Consider the following 19,305-nt stretch of genomic DNA (forward strand, 5'->3'; position numbering starts at 1 on the left):
ACGCCGAACGCCGAACGCCGAACGCCGAACGCCGAACGCCGAACGCCGAACCTACACGTGCGCATTGCGAGATGCGAGATGCGAGATGCGAGATGCGAGATGCGAGATGCGAGATGCGAGATGCGAGATGCGAGATGCGCTGAAGTTTGTCGTGTCTTTGCTCGCGACATGGCGAGGGGTAGAGAGTGTGCGCGGCGGGCCAAATGTAAAGATTAGTTATAATTCGCGCGTTTAGCCTGATTGGTTGATCGTCCCAAAAAATAGGTGGTTTAAATTGTTCCTGCCGTTAGACAAAACGGCGCGGGTTTTGCAGCCCGTTGAGTTAAACCGCACTGCCCGCGAAAGTGGGTGGTGCTCATCTATGCACGCCTCTTCTATGGGCGGGCCGTGGTGAGGGAGCCGCAAGGCTCGCCGGTATTGGTTTAGCTCCCGGTCTGCAAACCTCACTACGCGCCCGCTCACCCCACTTAGCGAGTGTCGGGCGATTCAGGAACGAACCGGAAATCGCACCATGAGCCAATCCACCAAAAAACCTCAGGTATCCTCACGCACACCCGTCGATGCACTGCAGTACGAGAAACTCGCGCTTTCAGCTTTCGGTTTATGCAACCGGCAGTTGGATCAACTCAAAAGACTAGTGACGCTCGCGACGTCAATACGCCGGATGCCTTCCATGACAAGGGACGAACGGCAAAGCCAACAGGCGCTGCTGGAACTGCTTGTCGAAACCGGCGAGGCGTACGAGCGCGAAATTGAATGCGACCGCGAGCTGTATCGAGTCATCGCGCTCGATGCGAAGGACGTGCCTCATAGCCGCATCACCGCAAAGCGTGCCGCGAGTCTTTTATCGGAGGCGGTGCGGGCGGAGCCAAGCGAGGAGGCCAACGGGGAACCAGCGGATAACACGCGGCGGAAGTTGGTAAGCACAAACGTTGTGTCGCGAAAAAAAGCGGGCGCGTGGACTGGCACCGTTGCACACTAAGGGGCACTAGCGGTCACCACATCACAGGGAAGATAAAAAAGGCGCGAGCAATTCGCGCCTTTCCTGTTCTCAAAGTTCTGCCGTCGCCCCGCAGTGCTCGCGCTCATCTATTCTTCGTCGTGTCGCGTCCAACAGCGCGAGAACCCGATGATGCTCTTGCGCCCGTGATCTTGCTTTCCCGATCGTTACCCGTAACGTCACTCGGCGCCAGCAGGCACGCGAACGGATGCAACTTGAGCCACTTTGCTAATTCATTAGGACGCAATGCGGTTATCTTCCCACCGATCAGAATTCGATCTGACCGATGATAAGACTTCATCGCGATACGCTCTTTTGGTCCGACCTTAGCCGGTAGTCATTGCCATACGACGGCATAAAAGACCACGTAAAACATGGCAGTCCCTGAAAGTAATATCGACGTGGTAATGGCAATGCGAGACAAACTGAGTTTTTTTGCTTGCGCAAATCCCACGATACCCCAGGCGGCAACCGGTCCTAAAAAAAGAGGAAAGCCGCTGCATAGCCGAGCCATGAAACGCTGCACTGTTCAAAGTCCCAACACCCATGCCAGCGACTATGGATTAACGGCCACGAGTACCGGCCCGCCAATCGACTAGCCAACAGAGCTGATTGCCAGGATATTAAGAGGCCAACAGCCAGATAGGCCACAGACCACGCTGCTTGCTTCACTTGATTTGCCAGAGGAGAGCCTGTTTTGATTTGGTGAGTTCGGAATACCATGCTCGCAACACACCGACGCGGAACCGAAAAAAGAGGTTGCTCTTCCTCCGAGACCTGATGAGGTGAGCATGTCTTTGTTCCACAAGTGGATAGAACCAGCGGTCGAATTTTGGTAGCCTAATTTCCTCAAAGCGGGCTTCACACAAAGTAATCCACTGCGTATAGCGCGAGAACCAATACCGTTGCACTGAAGCAACCGCAAGCCCATTTCCGCACAGACCATCTGCGCCATGCGACGGTGTTGATCATCGCTAGAATGATTGCGGGGCCAAACAAGTACGAAATCAGAAACAACCAACCCCACCACGGGAACGGACATTTTCCAATTTCATGGCATCCGGTTGCTATCCGATCGTGGTGGCGCGTCCAGTGAAAATGACTTAGCGCGGATAGGCAGACCCATGTAAGGCCGAGGCCGTAGGCAAAGCCGCCTAAGCTCACTGCGCATCGTTTCACTTGATCTCCCAAAACAAAATCGACTTCGACTTGCCAAGGTCTGACCAACTAATGTCTGGCAACATCGTCGCACCTTGTCGGAACGATGAATAGCCAAGGTGTCGGCCAATCGTTGCAAGGGCGTCCGGCGCGCTGCTAATCGTCAACCGCGAGCGGTTCCATAAGTCAATATGTCCGCCGCTTGCGTTTGCGGTGCCTTCCCCGTCCCGCGCCCAGTAACGCGAAAACTGAATGATCCCCGTTCGGACCTTAACCTTGGATTCCCAGTCTGCGCCAGTAATATCCTCCGCCTTCGGCAGTCCGGCGAATGGTCGCAGTCTCAACCATTCGCCCAGTTCGTCCGCTCGCGTCGCGGTGGCTTTCCCATCGAGGATAATTCGCCCAATGCTCTTTTGGCCCGAGAGGGGTTTGATCAGCTTTTCAGAGAACGACTTCATTTCGATTCCCACGCGGTGAAACGTGACGCTCATGCGAATCGCGCGCTGATCCTTCCATGAATCAGTCTCCTACAGAGTTGAAAAACTTATCTGTAGAGCCTGGTTTTTTTTTGCTGGGCAGCGGTATTGGACGCCGCTGAGAATGCGTCAGGGATATCTGAATGTGCGTAGGACCATCGGCAAGAAAATGGCCCGCTGAGTGCGGGCCATGTAATACGTCATGCGCGGTTCGGCGCCACGAAGGCGAAACCGACCTCAAACCTCACTGCATAGCCGCATAATACTTAGCCACACTATCAATCTCCGCTGGAGTCATCTGCCTCGCCACATTCCGCATCTGCTCATTGATATCGTTATGCCGGGCACCGGAAGCAAACGCCCGCATCTGCGCAGCGAGATAAATAGAAGACTGTCCACCAAGCCAAGGCGCGGCGCCCTTGCGATCCAACTGTCCATGACAAGCAGCACAAGGCGCAATATTTCGCTGCGGATCGCCCTGCATCGCCAGCTTCACCGCGTTCGCATCCGGACCCACGCGGGTGGGCAAAACCTCAGCCGCCGGCGCCCTCGGCAGCGAAGCATAATAAGCCGCCAGATCATGCAAATCCTGATCGGTGCGAGCCGCAATGATCGGCTGCATGATCGCGTTCTGCCGCACGCCGTTCTGATAATCGCGCAATTCCTTATAGACCACGTCGGCATATTGCCCGGCCAACGCAGGCGCTGTCACCTGTACCGTGCCCAGCACCCCATGACACATCGAACAATTCTGCGTCGCGATCGTCGCGCCGCGGCCGATCGAATTCGCGTCGGCTCGTGCTCGCCGCAAAGGCGGTAACACCACAACCTCGCTCGGTGCCGGGCCAGCGATATTGGAACCGCCTCCATACCAACTCGACGGCACGCCCGCAGCGCTGCAAATCGTCGCCCATAAACCACGCTCGCTGAATCCACTATTCGCCGATGGCAACCAGATGAACCCAATCAATATCCCCACGACGGCAATCGCAATCGTGCCGCCGATGCTCACCGTAAACCACGGGTTGCGCAAGCTGAAGACGCGTTCCTGATTCATCGCTGCGCTCCGACGACAACTGCCGGCACCGACGTCTGCGGCAATCTGAGCAGCTGAACGATCGGCACACTGTAGTTGACGACCGTCAGCCCGATCATCAACGCCACCCACAAGCCGAAACTATTGAGCGCGGCAGGCACGTGCTCCACCGGCTGCACCGCGCTCGCAAAGCGGAAAGTCTGCTGCTGGACCTCAGGCCCAAATTGCGACTTCGCGAGGATGTAAATGAACAGCACGCCCGACACCACCAGAATCAGTCCGCCCACCGCCGACATCCCCACCCAGAACGCCTGCGCTTCCATCCCCGGCGTGTTGTAGTCGTAGTACGCCATACGGCGCGGCGCACCGAGCAAGCCGACGTAGTGCCACGGCAGCGTCACCACCATCATGCCGATGAACCACAGCCACAGTTGCGTGCGCACCAGCTTCACCGACACAATCGCGCGGCCGGTCAGTTGCGGCCACAGTTCATACGCGATCGCGAAGTACATGATGACGATCGCCCCGCCGAAAATCAGATGGAAGTGCCCCGTCACCCACTGCGTATTGTGAATCGTCGAGTTCAACTGGTAGCTCATGTTGATCAGCCCGCCCGCACCGCCAAGACCGAGCATCACGAACGAAAACGCGATCACCAGCATCATCGGGTTTTGCCACGGCAATGCGGTCAACCAGCCGAACGCGCCTTTGCCGCCGCGTAGCCTGCCGGCGATTTCCACCGACGCGCAGATCGTGAACACCGTCAGCAGCGTCGGTACCGACACCATGCCGGTAAACACCGCATGCAGGAACTTGAAGCCCGAGCCGACCTGCGGATCCGCGAACAGATGGTGAATGCCGATCGGCATCGCGAACACGAGGAACAGAATGAACGACACGCGCGCCATCGAATCGCTGTAGAGCCGTCCGCCGATCGCACGCGGCACCAACGTGTAGTACGCGATATAAGCCGGAATCAGCCAGAAATAGACGATCGCATGCAGCGTCCACGAGAACAGAATGCGCGAGAGACCTGCATCGATCGTATTGGTCAGGCCGAAGGCGACCGGCAAGATCTGGAACAGGATTTCGAGCGCCGCGCCGACCGCGGTCCAGGCCCACAGATAGGCGCCCGCCACGTTGGCGAACATCGCGAGCGGGACGGGCTTGCCGGGATTGGCGCGTTTCCACACACGCAGATTCACATGCATCAGCGCGACCCAGATCCACGAGCCAACCACCACCAGCACCACACCGAGGTAATAGAACGGGCTGCCGATCATCGGTGGATAGAACGTGTAGAGCACCGAGGCCCGGCCGAGCGCAACCGGGATCATCGCCATCACCGCGCCCACCGCCAGCATGATGAACGCCGCCCACGCCCATTTCAGACCGACAAGCCGCTGCGCGAGCGCAAGTTCGACGATCGCGTAGCCGAAGCCCATCGAAACCAGCGTGGGCATCACATAAGCCATCACCGAGCCATGCGCGGTCACGGACCGATAGTAGAGCTCGGGGTCGCCGACCCACGGCACCAATGGGCTACGTACCAACATCTGCCAGGCGCCGAGCAGCAGTGCGATCAGAAACGCGATGAAGGCGAGCCAGAAATGCGCAAGAACGAGTCGCTTAGCGTGCAACACAGCTGAGTCTCCGTGATTGTCGGGCTTGCTCGAAGAACGTGGCTTTGTCGATGACCTTGACGTGGGCCCACATGGTCTGGTGACCGAAGCCGCAGAACTCGTGACACGGCATCGTGTGATCGGCGGGTTTGTCGAAGCGCGTGTTCAACGTCGCGACGTAGCCGGGTACGACCATCGTGTTGATGTTGGTGTCGGTCACGAGCAGGCCGTGTACGACATCGGCGCTGGTGGTGCGAATCGTGATCGGCGTGTCGGCCGGCACCAGCAGACACTGCGGCGTGAACGAATACTGCTGCGCAATGAAGCGCACGACCACCGAGCCATCCGGCTCGACGGCGCTGCCGAGATTGTCTTCGACGAATTCACCGGACAGTTGCAGGCGAGAAGGATCGATCGTCTCGACCCGCGACGGCGGCATCATCGCCCAATGCAGTCCCGAGAACACGATGACGGCGAGCATCAGCACGATCAGCGCCACAGCGAAAATCGCCCAGCGGCGCTCGGCGCGTAACGCGACTTCGTGACCGCTGCCCGGTTGGTGATTGGAATCAGTCGACATAGTCAGTGGATGACGCCGCGCGGCAGGAAGAAAAGAAAGTAAAAGCCGAACCAGATCGCCATGACGATCAGCGTGGCGATGCCGGCCACGGCGATCGCGCCATGCGGGCCGGCCGCGACGACGCGTTCCACTTCTTCATCCGTGGGTGGGGCCGCGCTGCGGGTATCGTTCGCTTCCATCTAGAGATTCTCCAGTGCAGCGTTTCAGGTTCAATGCAGCGGTGCCTTGCGCAACTCGTTGACCTCACGGGACGTCACCGGTTTGCCGTGGTTGCCCCACGCCGTGCGGATATACGTGACGACTGCGGCGGCATCGGTATCGTTCAGTTCCTGACCGAAGGGCGGCATGCCATACGGCTCGGGATTGCGCATGGTGCCGGGCGGGAAGCCGCCATTGAGCACGATACGAATCGGGTTCACCGCGGAATCCATTTCGATCGACTGATTGCCGGCGAGTGGAGGGTAGTGCTGCAACTGGCCTTCGCCCTTGGCGCCGTGACACAGCGCGCACTTGTCGGCGTAGATCTTCTCGCCGAGCGCGAACACGGTGGTGTTGGTCGGCGCGGATGGGCCCGACTTGCGGCCGCGATTGTCCGGCAGTGTCTTCAGATAGACGGCCATCGCCTTGACGTCGGCTTCCGTCATGTATTGAAGGCTGTGATAGGTGACTTCGGCCATGGGCCCGTACACGGCGCCGCGATCGGAAATGCCCGCCTGCAACAGGTCGACGATGTCCTTGATGCTCCAGTCGCCGAGACCGCCGTCCTTGTCGGACGTCAGCGACGGCGCGTACCAGTTTTGCACCGGAATCAGACCGCCGGCGAACTGCTCGCTTTGCGACGAGCCGCCGAGCATGTTGATCTTGGTGTGGCACATCGTGCAGTGCCCGAGTCCATCGACGAGATACGCACCGCGATTCCATTCGACGGATTTGGTCGGATCGGGCTGGAACTCGCCTTCGCGGAAATACAGGGTGCGCCAACCGTACAGCAGCTTGCGCTGGTTGAACGGGAAGCGCAGCGTGTGTTTGTGGTTCGGCTCGCGTACCGGTGTCACCGACTTCAGATACGCGAAGATCGCGTCCGAGTCTTCGCGCGTGACCTTGGTGTACTGGGCGATCGGCATGGCCGGATAGATCAGCGTGCCGTCCGGCGTGCGGCCGGTGCGCATCATCTTGAAGAATGCGTCCTGACTCCAGGTGCCGATGCCGTATTGCGCATCCGGCGTGATGTTCGGCGAATACAGCGTGCCGAACGGCGTATCCATCGCGAGCCCGCCGGCGAACAGCTTGCCGCGCGGCGCGGTATGGCAGGCGACGCAGTCGCCGGCGCGCGCCAGATACTCGCCGCGCTTGACGATGTCGGGGCGGGTGTCGGCTTTGTCGCCCGTAGCGGCCGCGGTCGTTGTTGGCGCCATTGTCGTGGCGGCAGGCACGGCTTCAGCGGCGCGTGCCTCCGTGATCAGCAACGCGCTCGAGAACGCGCGCGGTGCGCCACCAGGCGTGGCGCTGCCGGCGACGATCAAGCCGGCAACCAGCAAGCCGCATACGAGAGAGGTAGCGGTGCGATGGCGCTTTGTCATCGCAGAAGAAACTGAACGGATCGAGCGAAGGGTCGGCTTCATTGCGGTTGGCTCCCGCATGCGAGAGGCAGCCGTTCAGCGGATGCCGGCGCGGGCCGCGGATCGGCAGGGCGCGGCTGACGCGCGAGCCAGCTCGATACCGCAGTGATGTCCTTATCGGTCAGCTTGACGGCGATCGAATGCATGCAGTCCGGCGCAAGCGCGTGACGTGTGCCCGAGCGCCATGTGCCCATCTGCCCGGCGATGTAGCTCGCATGCAGACCGAGCAGGCCGGGAATGCCAGGTTGCGTACCCGTCATGCGCGCTCCGTGACAGGCGATACACGCGGGAATCTTGCGTGCCGGGTCGCCTTGGGTGACGAGCCGTTGTCCGGCTGCAAGCACCGCCGGCGCGACGTCGCTGTGATCGGCATTGGGGTAGGGCGGCTGCAGGTCGGCGAAATACTGGCTGATCTTGCGCAGATAATCGTCGGGCAAAAACGCGAGCAGATAACCCATTGGCGGATAGGTGCGGCCGCCGTCACGGAACGCGGTCAACTGATTGAACAGATAGTCGGCGGGTTTGCCGGCGATACGAGGAAAGTAATCGTTATTCAGACCCTGGCCTTGCACGCCATGACACGAGGTGCAAGCGCGCACGCGTTCGTCCATGGCCGAGGGCATCGCGCCTGAGGCGTCAGTGGCGGCGAACGCCGCGCCACGCCATGCGACGTAAAACACCAGCAGGATCGAAAATCCGATAGTTCTACGATGCACGCCAAGCCTCGTCGGGGGAACGGTTATTTTCGCTATTTATTTATCACGCATGCGCGCATGAATTCGCTTATGAATTCGATGAGCGAGGCACGACACGCCGGTTACTTTTTCTCTTATAACGACTGCATGAACAGCAAATCGAAACGGACTTATTAAGGAGGCGCAGTGTTGAATCGATACGGCGACGCGATTGCTATATAAAACAATGACCTGCCTGAATGCGCCGTGGGCGGCGCGTTTCGGGCTGCATTTAATGCTCGTTGATACGTCTGCCTAATGAGTATCAGGTTGCAGGAATTTATCCCATGCGTCAATCAAATTTGGTAGCCACGCGGCGCCTTACTCGATCAGCATAGGCGTCGATTAGAGCGCTTTCAATATTTATTCTGAAGGTGGTTTAAGTGCGCTGAGCAACGTCGAATGCGATCGACGCGCCGCTCTCCGTTTCTCTCGCGATTCGCGGCTCGCTGTGTGTACAGCGCCGCGCCGCACGCTAACTGAAAAGACGCATCAATGCGGTGCGTGCGTTACTGACGCGTTCGCTTTCGCCGACGCGTCCCGGCAATAAATGAAACTCGACGGCAGGCAGGGCGGGCAGGCCGACGCTCGGCCCACAGGCCACCACGCCCCCGCCGAGCGACGATTCGTTCAGACAGGAAATCCCCAGCCCGGCCTTCAATGCGAGTTGCAGCCCGGCTACCCCGGAGGCCGAATGCGACACTAGATACGGCACCTTGTGCTCGTCGAGAAGCTTCACGACGAAGCGCTGCAACTGGCAACTCGAAGGCAGCAAAACCAGCGAATAGGGCGTGGCCGGCCGCGGACTGGCATCGGCTGCGCAGACCCACAGCAGTCTCTCGCTCCGCACCACCGTGCTCTGTGCAACGGCGCGGCGGCCCGAGGCGCGCGCGTTCCCGGTAACGAGCCGCAACGAGAGGCCGATGTCGTACGACGCATCGTCGCCGGCGCTGCTGTCGATCACGGCGCTTGGCAGCACGGTGACGTGCAGCTTCAGGCGCGGGTGCTGTTCCGCAAACGTCTTAAGAATGCGCGCGATGTCGTGCGGCCGATAGTAATCCGTGATGGCGATGCGGAGTTCGCCGTCGAGTGAACGGCCTTGCAGGTCTTCGAATGCCGCTTCGCTCATGGCGATGATGCGCCGCGCGTGATCGAGCAGGCGGCTGCCGGCCGGCGTGGCCGACACGCCTTGCTTGCTGCGGACGAAGAGCGGCTGGCCGGCGCGTTCCTCGAGTTTCTTCAATTGCTCGCTCACCGACGACTGCGATAGGAACACCCGCTCCGCGCCCGCCGAGACGCTGCCCGACTCGGCGACGGCGACGAAGGTGCGCAATTGCGTCAGGTCAAATCCACGTTGACTCATGATTCGGCATATCCGATGGAAGTCATCTGAATTTCCGGCTTTTCCGATGGTTGGTCCAGCCGTAGGATACCGCCAATTCATTCATTGCGGGGACTGCCATGGAAAGCGAATCGATTGCCGCCGGACGGGTGCCGGGCGGGCGCGCGGCCAATCATCGGTGGAAGGTGCTGGGCGTCGGCTTCGCGGCGAACGCGAGCTTTTCGGCTGCTTTCTCGGGGATTCCGACGACGGCCGTATTTTTGCGTTCGGGCTATCACCTTGGCAACGATGGACTGGGGTTGGTGCTCGGCATGCTCGGTTTGGGCATTGCGGTCAGCGAGTTGCCATGGGGACTCCTGACCGACCGGTGGGGCGACCGCCGCGTGCTCCTGCTCGGACTTCTTTCGACTGCCGCCGCGCTAGCCGGGCTGGCATTGTTCGTGGTGCCGTCCGGCGCGCATGTGCCGCACGTGGCCACGCTCGCGCTCGGCCTGTTGCTGGTTGGTCTGCTCGGCGGCAGCGTCAATGGTTCGAGTGGCCGCGCGGTGATGGCCTGGTTTCGCGAAGGTGAGCGCGGCCTCGCGATGAGTATCCGGCAGACCGCGGTGCCGGCCGGCGGGGGGGTGGGGGCGCTGATCTTGCCGATGCTCGCCTCGAGGTTCGGGTTTGCCAGTGCGTACACCGTGCTGGCCGTTGCGTGCGCGATTACCGCGGGGTTCGCCTGGTGCTGGCTGCACGAACCTTCGCATGCCGAAGGGAGTGGCGCGGGTACGGCTCGCCACGCGGCGGCTGCGGCTGCCGTGTCGGCGAGGGTTTCGCCGTTACGCGATATTGGCATCTGGCGAGTGGCGCTCGGCGCCGGCGCATTGTGCGTGCCGCAGATTGCGGTCGTGACGTTCGGAACGGTTTTTCTTCACGACTTCGGCGCTGCCGGCGTGCTCGCGATCAGTGTGACGATGGCGGCAGTGCAAACGGGTGCTGCGATTGCGCGGGTCTGGAGCGGGGCGTGGACCGACCGGCGCGGCAATCGACGTGCGTACATGCGTGCCTGCAGCGTGCTGACGGCGGTGCTGTTCGCATTACTCGCCGTGGTGACGGGTCTCGCCGGGATGCACCACGCGGCGCTGACGGCGGTGTTCGCGCTGATGATCGTGCTCGGCGGTATCAGCGGGTCCGCGTGGCACGGCGTCGCTTTCACGGAACTCGCGACGCTTGCAGGAACGAGTCGCGCGGGCACCGCACTCGCAATGGGCAACACCTGCGTCTTTCTCACGCTGTTCCTGACGCCGCTCGCGATTCCGGCGTTGTTGTCGGTAGGTTCGTGGCCGATGGTGTGGGCGGTAGCCAGTGTGTGCGCATTGATCGCACTACCGGTATTGCCGCGTGCAGCTCGCGCTGGAAAGCTGACAGCGGCACGCGCGTACGATGCCACATGACGAGCAACCGTAACCGGTGGTCTGACGCAACCGGTCTGATTCGTTGTTTTCCATGCGACAGGAGCGGCGGTACGCGCTCCCGTCGCGGCCTTGCATTCAGGCGGGAATTAACCGCGAAATAAATACCCTTGCGCATTCGATTCGCATAATTATGCATTCCCATTTTGATAGTCCCGCAGTGGCCTATCAAATTCTCTGCCGGTTTAGGAACCCTCCGATTTCCCCATGGTTGTAGCAGTGGTTTTATGGCCGCCCCTGGCACGTCATTCCTGGCTAGGGAGGCCGTCAAAAGCAGGCGTCGTGCAAGTGGCATTCCTCCTGCACGTTCGCCGAAAACACCTACAACCACCGAGAGAAATCATCGTGAACCTTCGAGTCATTCTGGCGGACGATCATCCCTTCGTTCTGCTTGGCGTTCGCGCCGCACTGGAAATGCATGCCGGTGTCACCATTGTCGGCGAAGCGGCGACGCCTACTTCATTGATCCAATTGTTGCAGGACACGCCATGCGACGTGCTCGTCACCGACCTGACGATGCCGGAGGCATCGGGTGCGGTTGAAGATGGCCTGGACCTTGTCAGACGGATCCGGTGTGCCTGGCCATTGTTGCGCATCGTCGTGATGACAGCTGTGACGAACACGGCGATTCTCCGCGCCATCGTGTCGGATGGTGCGGTCAGTACGCTCAGCAAAATGGAAACCATGGAAGAGTTGTGGAAAGCGATCGAGGCGAGTCGAACGGGCGACGTATACGTTGGCCGTTCCATCATCGGAGCGCTCGCCCAGCCTCAGGACGAGGCGTGCGGCTCGCCGCTGGTTTCATGTTTGTCCCGCAGGCAGGTGGAAGTCGTCCGAATGTCCGTAGGTGGTCAATCGATCTCGGAGATTGCGGTGGCGCTCGGATGTCATCGCCGAACCGTCAGCCGCCAAAAGCGCGAAGCCATGGCGAAACTCGGCGTGACCAACGATCCCGGTCTCTTTGCTTATGTCCGTGCATATGGAGTTTGTGAAGGATAAATCGCATAGCTAATCAATATTTTCTTGAGATCATTGAGGTATTTCAGAGCGATCTTATGTCTATTTTCCGAAATATGTTTAATGATCGCGACAGGGCCAGTTGCTCCGGAGAGAGCGACGGGTAATTCAGGGACGGGGGAGAAAAAACGATGAACGACAACGCCGACTTAAGCACGCCAGTTCGAACCATTATTGCGGACGATCATCCATTGGTTCTGTTGGCGATCGAGAATCTGATGGCCGGCTATCCGAATATAGAAATCGTCGGTCGTGCTGCGGACGCCACCGAGCTTTTCAAGGAAATCGATCGTATTCCATGCGACCTCGTTCTCATGGACCTGTACATGCCGGGAGGCTTCTACGGCGACGGACTGGAAGCCATCAGGCGATTCAAGGCACGCTATCCCAACATCGCACTTGTCGTGCTCACCATGGAAACCGAAGCTGCCGCGCTGAAAAAGGTCATCGCGCTCGGTGTCGATGGACTGATCAGCAAGCGCGACCGGATCGATCTGATTCACGTGGCGGTCGTCACGGCGCTCGCACGCGAGTGCTATCTCGGGCCGGCGGTGCGATCGCTGATTACCGAAGCAACGGTCGCACAGCGCCTCGACTTTGTCCGGAACATGTTGTCACGCCGCGAATTGGAAGTGTTCACGCAATACGCTTCCGGACTGGGCGTAACTGAAATCGCCGCGCGCCTTGGGCGCAGTGTCAAGACAATCAGTGCGCAGAAATGTACCGCGATGCGCAAGCTCGCTTTGCACAGCGACGCGGAACTGTTCCGCTTCGCCGTCGAGCATGGCGTGATCTCCGAAGATTGCGTGCAAAACCGGCGCTGAGCCGACAAGGCGTCCCGCCGGTCCGGTGGCGTGGCGAATAGAAGATGCACTTGGCACCCCTGGGGATGCACGTCGCGTGCGGGGAGTGCCAGTCGATAAGACAACAAAAAAATGACACAAAAGATCCGCGTCATCGTGGCCGACGATCACGACTGCGTCCGTGTTGGCGTGATGCGCCTGCTGCAAGCGGCACCCCACATCGAGATAGTCGGTGAGGCGCCCGATACCCGAACGCTTGCCGATTTGCTCGACACGTATGCGTGCGACGTCGTCGTATCGGATATCGGCATGCCGGGCATTGACGGGGCCAGCAATGTCGTGTCTTTCCTGCGCCGCCTGTTCCGGGCTCGGCCGCATCCCTGTGTCGTCGTCCTGACGATGATCTGTCATGCGCACATGCTTTCTGGATTGTTGCACCTCGGTGTGGCTGCAATCGTCGACAAACGCGATACCGCCACGGCGCTGATCGAAGCGATCGAGGCCGCGGTTGCCGGCGGTGTTTATCTATCGGATCAGGCACGTGTGGCGATAGACACCTCCGACGCGCCGCCGCAGCCGCGCGCGGGCGTGCTGAGCGCGCGCGAATGGGAAGTCTTCCAGCTTTATGTGCAAGGTCTGGCTGTCCACGAAATCGCAACACGTCTGCAACGAAGCGGCAAGACCATCAGCACCCAGAAGCGTAGCGCGATGCGCAAACTCGGTCTCGAGACAGAAAACGACCTCATCGACTATGCGAGACAGATCGGATTGGCCTGACCGTCGTGTGAGAGAAGCCAGTCTCGACAACCGACGGTTCCTAAGACTTTAGGAGTCTTCTGATTGGTGGGGGGACATTGCCGCTTCATAGTTCTGAATTAGCTGAGGCTCGACTTCCAACACCCGCATGAAGAAAGCAGTCATTTCGCCATGCTGTGCACTGCCGAGCCTGGAAAATTCAGGCAGATGTCTCGCGGCTGGAGCGCGGCGCCGTCTGCCATTCGCACAAGTACTCGGAGGCGGGATGGTAGTGCTAGGTAAGCGGTTATTGGTCGAGGGAGTCGGGACGGCGTGGGTGGTGTTCATCGGCTGCGGCAGCATTGTATTGAACACCGGCGCGGTGCAGCAGGGCTACGGCGTGCTCGAGGTATCACTCGCATTCGGTCTCGCGCTCGTCACGGCGAGCTACGCATTCGGCGCCGTCTCTGGCGCGCACTTCAATCCGGCTGTCACGATCGGCTTCACGGTCGCGCAACGTTTCCCGGTTCGTGATTTGCTGCCCTACATTGCCGCGCAGATCCTTGGGGCCATCGCCGCCGCGGCGCTGCTCGCTTACGTGGCGAGCGGGCGCCCGAGCTTTGAACTGGGCGCGAGCGAATTCGCGGCGAACGGTTTTGGCGACCATTCTCCGGCCGACTATCAACTTCATTCCGCGCTGGTCGTCGAACTTGCGCTGTCGTTCGCTTTCGTCATGGCGAGTCTCATGATGACCCGCCGGCGGAGGTTGCGGCCAATCGCGCCGGTGGTCGCGGGCGCGTGTCTGACGATCGCGTACATGGTGTCGATTCCGGTGACCAACGGCTCAATCAATCCCGCTCGTTCCACCGGTCAGGCATTGTTCGTCGGCGACTGGGCGCTCGACCAGCTCTGGTTGTTCTGGGCCGCGCCGTTGCTGGGCGGCGTGGTCGCCGGTGCGCTGTTTTCATTTCTGTGCGGCAAGTCCGCTCCGCAGGCCGCGTCGCTCGCTCACGGGCAGGGCGACGTCGCGTGAGCGCCGCCCGGTGTCATATCATGGTGCTCTCTAGCAAATTTCCACGCGGTGGCGTGCTTAACGGCGTGCGCAGTGTCGTGCTCAGTGTCGTGCTGAAACAGGTGCCGCGACGCGTTTTGCGGTGCCTGCTTGCCGTGTTCGTGTTTGTCCTCACGCAGATGCAACCGGCAGTCGCCCAGCCATTCACGGGTCAATCGCATCCGTCGGTCGGCGGCGCCTTTCCTGCCACGTTGACCGTTGGCGTTCTGGCTAACGGCTGGATGCCTTTCGACGGGCTTCAGGACGGTCGGCTAACCGGCTTGAGCGGCGACTATCTGCGTGCACTGGTTGGGCCGAATGTCGTGATCGAGTCGAAGGCGTATCCCGACATGCCGCAACTGCTGGCCGCGGCGTGCGCAGGAAACGTCGACCTGGTCATGAGCCTCGCGCGTACGACAGATCGGGAACGCTGCTTGAGCTTCACCTCGCCGTATTTGCGGGCGTCGGCGTCGGTGGCGGTCCGCCGCGACGGCGATGTCTACGCCAGCGCCGCTCAGCTCGTCGGCGCGCGCCTCGCGGTGGAGAAAGGGTTTGCGCTGGAGCGCTCGTTGCGCGAGCGCTTTCCGCGCACTCAGATCGAAACCTTCGCAAGTACGCATGCGGCGCTCGATGCGGTTGCGCGAGGCGATGCCGACGCCTATCTCGGTTTTACTCCTGCCGTTCAATACGCGCTGGCCACCGAGGAATTCCGCGGACTGAAAGTCGCTTTCGAGGAAAGCGGCAGGATCGCTGACTTGCGTTTTGCTGTACCGCGCAACAGGGCGGCGTTGCGCAACCAGCTCGATCGCGCGCTCGCCTCGATGAATCCGGCCGACGACACGGCGATCCGCGTGCGCTGGCTATCCGGCAGCTTCGACGCACAAGCTGCGCCCGCTGCGCGACGCCTCGTGCTGACGCCGGAAGAACAGGCCTGGCTTCGTTCGCTGCCACCGTTGCAGGTGGGTTTCGATACCGGCTGGCGGCCTTTCAGTTATGTCGACGATTCCGGCCACCCCGCGGGCATTGCCGCCGAATATCTGGACTATTTGAGTCGTGCGCTAGGTGTCACATTCAACCGGGCGCGGACCGCCGACTGGCCCGCGACCCTTGAAGCTTTCCAGCACGGCGATCTGGCGATTCTGGCCACCTCGTCCAGTAACGACCCACGTCTGAAAAACGCGCGGCACACCCGTGCATACGAAAGCTATCCGCTGGTGATCGTCGGACGCGAAAACGAACCTGCCGCGCGCGCGCTCAACGATTTCGCCTCGCGCCGCATTGTGGTCTCGTCGCATACTGCCGGCTCGATTCCGCTTGCGATCGACAGGATTCCGGCTGCCAACATCGCTGTCGCGCCCAGTCTGAACGACGCGCTCAAGATGGTCGAGGACGGCCAGGCAGACGTACTGGTTGGCAACGTGGCCGCCGTCGATATCCTGCTGAAGCAACGTTACGCCGGTGTACTCAAGATTCTCGGTACGGTCGGCGAATCCGACTCGCTCAGCTTCGCGGTGCGCCCTGATCTGGGGCCGCTCGCCGGTTTGATCGACCGTGCGTTGCTGGCTATGCCGGCCGCCGAGAAGCAGCGCATCCGGCAAAAATGGGTGACCGGCAGTGCTGGAGATTTGGGCACATGGAGCGTGACCGCAGTGCGCCTTCTGCCGTTGCTGATTGGCATCGGTCTGGTATTGCTGGTTACGCTGCGCGCCTATGTGCTGTTGCAGCGCGAGGTCAGACTGCGCAAACAGACCGAACGCGAGCTGGCGTTACAGTTGAATTTCCAGGAAACCATGATGGAGATGGTCCCCTATCCACTCGTCGCCAAGGATCTGGATGGACGCTATATCGCGATCAACCGGGCGTATGAAGAAGCGTGCGGGTTGCGCCGCGAATCGGTGATCGGACGCACGGCCATGGACGTTCAGACATGGGGCGAAACCAACAGCCGCGTTCTGGACGAACTCACACGCAAGATGCTGACAGACGGCGAACCCGCGCAGGCGGAGCTCCAGTTTGAACGTGACACGGGCGACCTGCGGCACGGCTTGTTCTGGACACGGATCTGTCACGGCAGTGACGGCAAGCCGAGCTGTGTGTTGGGAACGATGGTCGACATTACCAACATCCGGCGTGCTGAAATGCTCGCGCGCGAAACCGAGCGGCGCCTTTTCGACGTGACGCGCTCCCTGCCGGCCGTCGTATTTCAATTGCGCCGCACCGCGGACGGTGCGTATTCATTTCCGTATATCGGCGGCGACACACGACATCTGCTGGGTGGCGACGGCGCTTCGTCGATGACTCGCGAGGAGATCGATTTCAGGCGCGTGTGTGAAGCAGACCGGCCTTTCGTGCTGGCCGAACTGGAGCAATCTGCGCGTTGCGAAACACCGGTGAATATGGAGTTTCGCTTCGACGTCGAGCGTCACCTGAAGTGGGCGCGCGCGGAGTTGGTACCGCGCCGCGAGGAGGATGGCAGCGTCGTGTGGAGCGGCTATTGGGTGGACGCGAGTGTAGAGCACGCGCGGTCCGAAGAACTCGCGCGAGCGCGCGACGTAGCCGAAGCCGCCTCGCGTGCAAAAGATGATTTTGTCGCGATGATGAGCCACGAAATCCGTACGCCGATGAACGGCGTGCTTGGCCTCGTCGAAGTGCTGGAACGCACGCCGCTTAACGCAGATCAAGGGGAAATGCTGAGCATGATCCACGAATCGGCGGGTGCATTGCTGCAGATTCTGGACGACCTCCTCGATTACTCGAAGATCGAAGCGGGACGGCTGACGATCGAAGCCGAGCCTATCGACATACGCGAACTGGTCGACAACGCGGTCGGTTTGCTCGCGGGCCGTGCGCACGAAAAAGGGCTGAAGGTACGCGTGGATATCGCACCGGATGTTGCAGCTACGCTGCGTGGTGACAGCGTGCGATTGCGGCAGATTCTGTTCAATCTTCTCGGTAACGCCATCAAATTCACGCCGGAGGGCGAGGTCGACGTGGAGGTTGCAGTCGTCGATCAGACCGGTAACGTTCAGACTCTCGAGATGACCGTCAAGGACACCGGCATCGGCATTGCGCCGGAAGCGCAGGCGCGGCTGTTCGAGCCGTTCGTGCAGGCGGAGTCGTCTACCACCCGCCGCTTCGGCGGTACCGGTCTGGGCCTGACGATCTGCCGCAAGTTGATCGACCTGATGAACGGCTCCCTCGAATTGCATAGCGAACCTGGCGTCGGTACGCGCATGACGGTATGTCTCACCTTGCCTGTGGAATCCCAGCGGTATTCGATGAGCGGCTTGCGCGGCAAGCGCGGCGTCGTGGCGACGGGTGACGCACGGGTCGCGCAGGCGCTGATGCATTTCGGTCAGGCCCTCGGGCTCGAGTTGCGCCGTGTTTCGCCAGACGCAACTGAACTCGGCGATCCCGCTGCCATGGCAGGCGTGGATATGATTTTCGTAAGCGAGGACGTGGTGCTGCCCGCTGGCGTCGGGTCCGGTTCGCGAATCCTCTGCCTGACGGAAAAACCGAAGCCGACCGGCTATCGCATCCTCGACAACACCGTGCGCGTCAGTATCAATCCGATCTCCTGGCGCGGTCTCGGCGCCGCGTGCGCCGCGGCGATGACGGGGCTGCCTTCGGTGGCGCCGCGTTCCGCCGGCATGCCGCGCATGACGGAAGGCGCCAACCTGCCGCCGGACCGCGAGCGAGCCATTGCCAGCGGACGGCTGATCCTGGTTGCGGAAGACCATCCGGTGAATCAGGAGTTGATCCGTCATCAACTGGCCTTGCTCGGTTTTGCCTGTGACGTGACGAACGACGGCGTCGAGGCACTGGCCGCCCTCGAACAAACCACCTACGGGTGTCTGATCACAGACTGCCACATGCCCAACCTCTCAGGCTACGAACTGGCGCGGCGCACCCGCGAGCGGGAGCAGGGTGGCACGCATCATCTGCCGATCCTCGCGATTACCGCGAACACCGCGCCGGAGGACCTGAAGCTATGTCGTGACGCAGGGATGGATGACTGCCTCGTCAAGCCGACTCGGCTTGCTACGTTGCGCGAGTACCTGAGCCGCTGGTTCGGCACTGACAGTGCATGGCAAGCCGCTCCGGCAGAAACGGTAAACGCGCCGCTGGTTTCCGGGCCAGATGCGCGCGGCGTTCCCGAGCCATTCGTTCCGGTCGACTTAAGTCAGATGACGCAGTTATGGGGGAGCGAATCGACAGTTAAGGCATTGCTCGATTCGTTCGTCTCGTCGGTGCGCGAAGATGTGCAGGCATTGTCGCCGCTACTCGAGCGTGTCGAAGTCGAGCGTTTGCGCGAGTGGCATCATCGTGTGGCAGGGGCGGCGAGCGTGTTGCAGTACCCGCCACTGCTCAACGCGTTGGAAGACTATCGCCGGGACATCACTCTCAAGACGCCGGAGCGGTTGCGCAGTGACGGATTGTCGCTGGCGCGCAAGTGCAATGCGATGCTGGATGGAATCGAGGAGCAGGCCGCATTGCTCGCGTGACGCCGCTTTGCACGGTAGCGGGGCGCGACCGCAGCGCCTCTCCAGGCCGATTACAAAGGCGCGCGCTCGATAAGTATCCAGACGGCGTCTATGCGGAAAATCCGCAGCACGAAAAAAAACGCGGCCGAAGCCGCGTTAAAGATTTGGAGACATCCTTCGATGAAGGAGTCGCT

14 protein-coding genes and 1 pseudogene are annotated in these 19,305 nt (G+C 60.8%); 7 read left to right on the top strand and 8 right to left on the bottom strand.

Features of this window, described 5'->3' with window-relative positions; genetic code table 11:
* Positions 1-511: 511 nt before the first annotated feature.
* The gene (locus tag PQR53_RS37245; RefSeq protein ID WP_408465350.1) at positions 512-982 is read left to right on the top strand and encodes a hypothetical protein; all 471 of its coding nucleotides are present in this window, start codon (positions 512-514) and stop codon (positions 980-982) included.
* Positions 983-2,175: 1,193 nt separating this feature from the next.
* Here the strand turns inward: PQR53_RS37245 and PQR53_RS37250 are convergent.
* From PQR53_RS37250 to PQR53_RS37285, 8 genes and pseudogenes are all read right to left on the bottom strand, one after another.
* Positions 2,176-2,667 (bottom strand): annotated as a pseudogene (locus PQR53_RS37250) (T6SS effector amidase Tae4 family protein); the annotation flags it as partial.
* A gap of 211 nt (positions 2,668-2,878) precedes the next feature.
* Positions 2,879-3,691: a c-type cytochrome gene (locus PQR53_RS37255; RefSeq protein ID WP_408465352.1), complete on the bottom strand. Its 813-nt coding sequence runs from the start codon at positions 3,689-3,691 to the stop codon at positions 2,879-2,881.
* A complete protein-coding gene (locus PQR53_RS37260; RefSeq protein ID WP_408465354.1) occupies positions 3,688-5,313 on the bottom strand; it encodes a b(o/a)3-type cytochrome-c oxidase subunit 1 in 1,626 nt (541 codons plus the stop codon). Before PQR53_RS37260 ends, PQR53_RS37255 begins: the two co-directional genes overlap by 4 nt.
* The gene (locus PQR53_RS37265; RefSeq protein ID WP_408465356.1) at positions 5,300-5,872 is read right to left on the bottom strand and encodes a cupredoxin domain-containing protein; all 573 of its coding nucleotides are present in this window, start codon (positions 5,870-5,872) and stop codon (positions 5,300-5,302) included. Before PQR53_RS37265 ends, PQR53_RS37260 begins: the two co-directional genes overlap by 14 nt.
* 2 nt (positions 5,873-5,874) lie before the next feature.
* Positions 5,875-6,051 (bottom strand): cytochrome c oxidase subunit 2A, encoded by a 177-nt coding sequence (locus PQR53_RS37270; protein ID WP_408465358.1) that lies wholly within the window; start codon positions 6,049-6,051, stop codon positions 5,875-5,877.
* Between the two features lie 30 nt (positions 6,052-6,081).
* Positions 6,082-7,494: a c-type cytochrome gene (locus tag PQR53_RS37275; protein WP_408465360.1), complete on the bottom strand. Its 1,413-nt coding sequence runs from the start codon at positions 7,492-7,494 to the stop codon at positions 6,082-6,084.
* The gene (locus tag PQR53_RS37280; protein WP_408465362.1) at positions 7,491-8,207 is read right to left on the bottom strand and encodes a c-type cytochrome; all 717 of its coding nucleotides are present in this window, start codon (positions 8,205-8,207) and stop codon (positions 7,491-7,493) included. The genes PQR53_RS37275 and PQR53_RS37280 overlap by 4 nt, the downstream gene beginning before the upstream one ends.
* Positions 8,208-8,700: 493 nt before the next feature.
* Positions 8,701-9,588: a LysR family transcriptional regulator gene (locus PQR53_RS37285; RefSeq protein WP_408465364.1), complete on the bottom strand. Its 888-nt coding sequence runs from the start codon at positions 9,586-9,588 to the stop codon at positions 8,701-8,703.
* Positions 9,589-9,686: 98 nt separating this feature from the next.
* Between PQR53_RS37285 and PQR53_RS37290 the strand changes: the two genes are divergently transcribed.
* From PQR53_RS37290 to PQR53_RS37315, 6 genes are all read left to right on the top strand, one after another.
* Positions 9,687-11,003 carry an MFS transporter gene (locus PQR53_RS37290; RefSeq protein ID WP_408465366.1) on the top strand — a complete coding sequence of 439 codons (1,317 nt, stop codon included), beginning with the start codon at positions 9,687-9,689 and terminating at the stop codon, positions 11,001-11,003.
* Positions 11,004-11,366: 363 nt separating this feature from the next.
* Positions 11,367-12,020 carry a response regulator gene (locus PQR53_RS37295; RefSeq protein ID WP_408465400.1) on the top strand — a complete coding sequence of 218 codons (654 nt, stop codon included), beginning with the start codon at positions 11,367-11,369 and terminating at the stop codon, positions 12,018-12,020.
* A 149-nt stretch (positions 12,021-12,169) separates the two neighbouring features.
* Positions 12,170-12,862 carry a response regulator gene (locus PQR53_RS37300; RefSeq protein ID WP_408465368.1) on the top strand — a complete coding sequence of 231 codons (693 nt, stop codon included), beginning with the start codon at positions 12,170-12,172 and terminating at the stop codon, positions 12,860-12,862.
* A 111-nt stretch (positions 12,863-12,973) separates the two neighbouring features.
* The gene (locus tag PQR53_RS37305; protein WP_408465370.1) at positions 12,974-13,618 is read left to right on the top strand and encodes a response regulator; all 645 of its coding nucleotides are present in this window, start codon (positions 12,974-12,976) and stop codon (positions 13,616-13,618) included.
* A 244-nt stretch (positions 13,619-13,862) separates the two neighbouring features.
* On the top strand, positions 13,863-14,609 hold the full coding sequence (gene aqpZ, locus PQR53_RS37310) for an aquaporin Z (RefSeq protein ID WP_408465372.1): 747 nt from the start codon (positions 13,863-13,865) through the stop codon (positions 14,607-14,609).
* A gap of 20 nt (positions 14,610-14,629) precedes the next feature.
* Positions 14,630-19,132 (top strand): ATP-binding protein, encoded by a 4,503-nt coding sequence (locus PQR53_RS37315; protein ID WP_408465374.1) that lies wholly within the window; start codon positions 14,630-14,632, stop codon positions 19,130-19,132.
* Positions 19,133-19,305 lie beyond the last annotated feature (173 nt).

The sequence above is a fragment of the Paraburkholderia fungorum genome (genome assembly GCF_046027605.1).
GTDB classification, from domain to species: Bacteria; Pseudomonadota; Gammaproteobacteria; order Burkholderiales; family Burkholderiaceae; genus Paraburkholderia; species Paraburkholderia fungorum_F.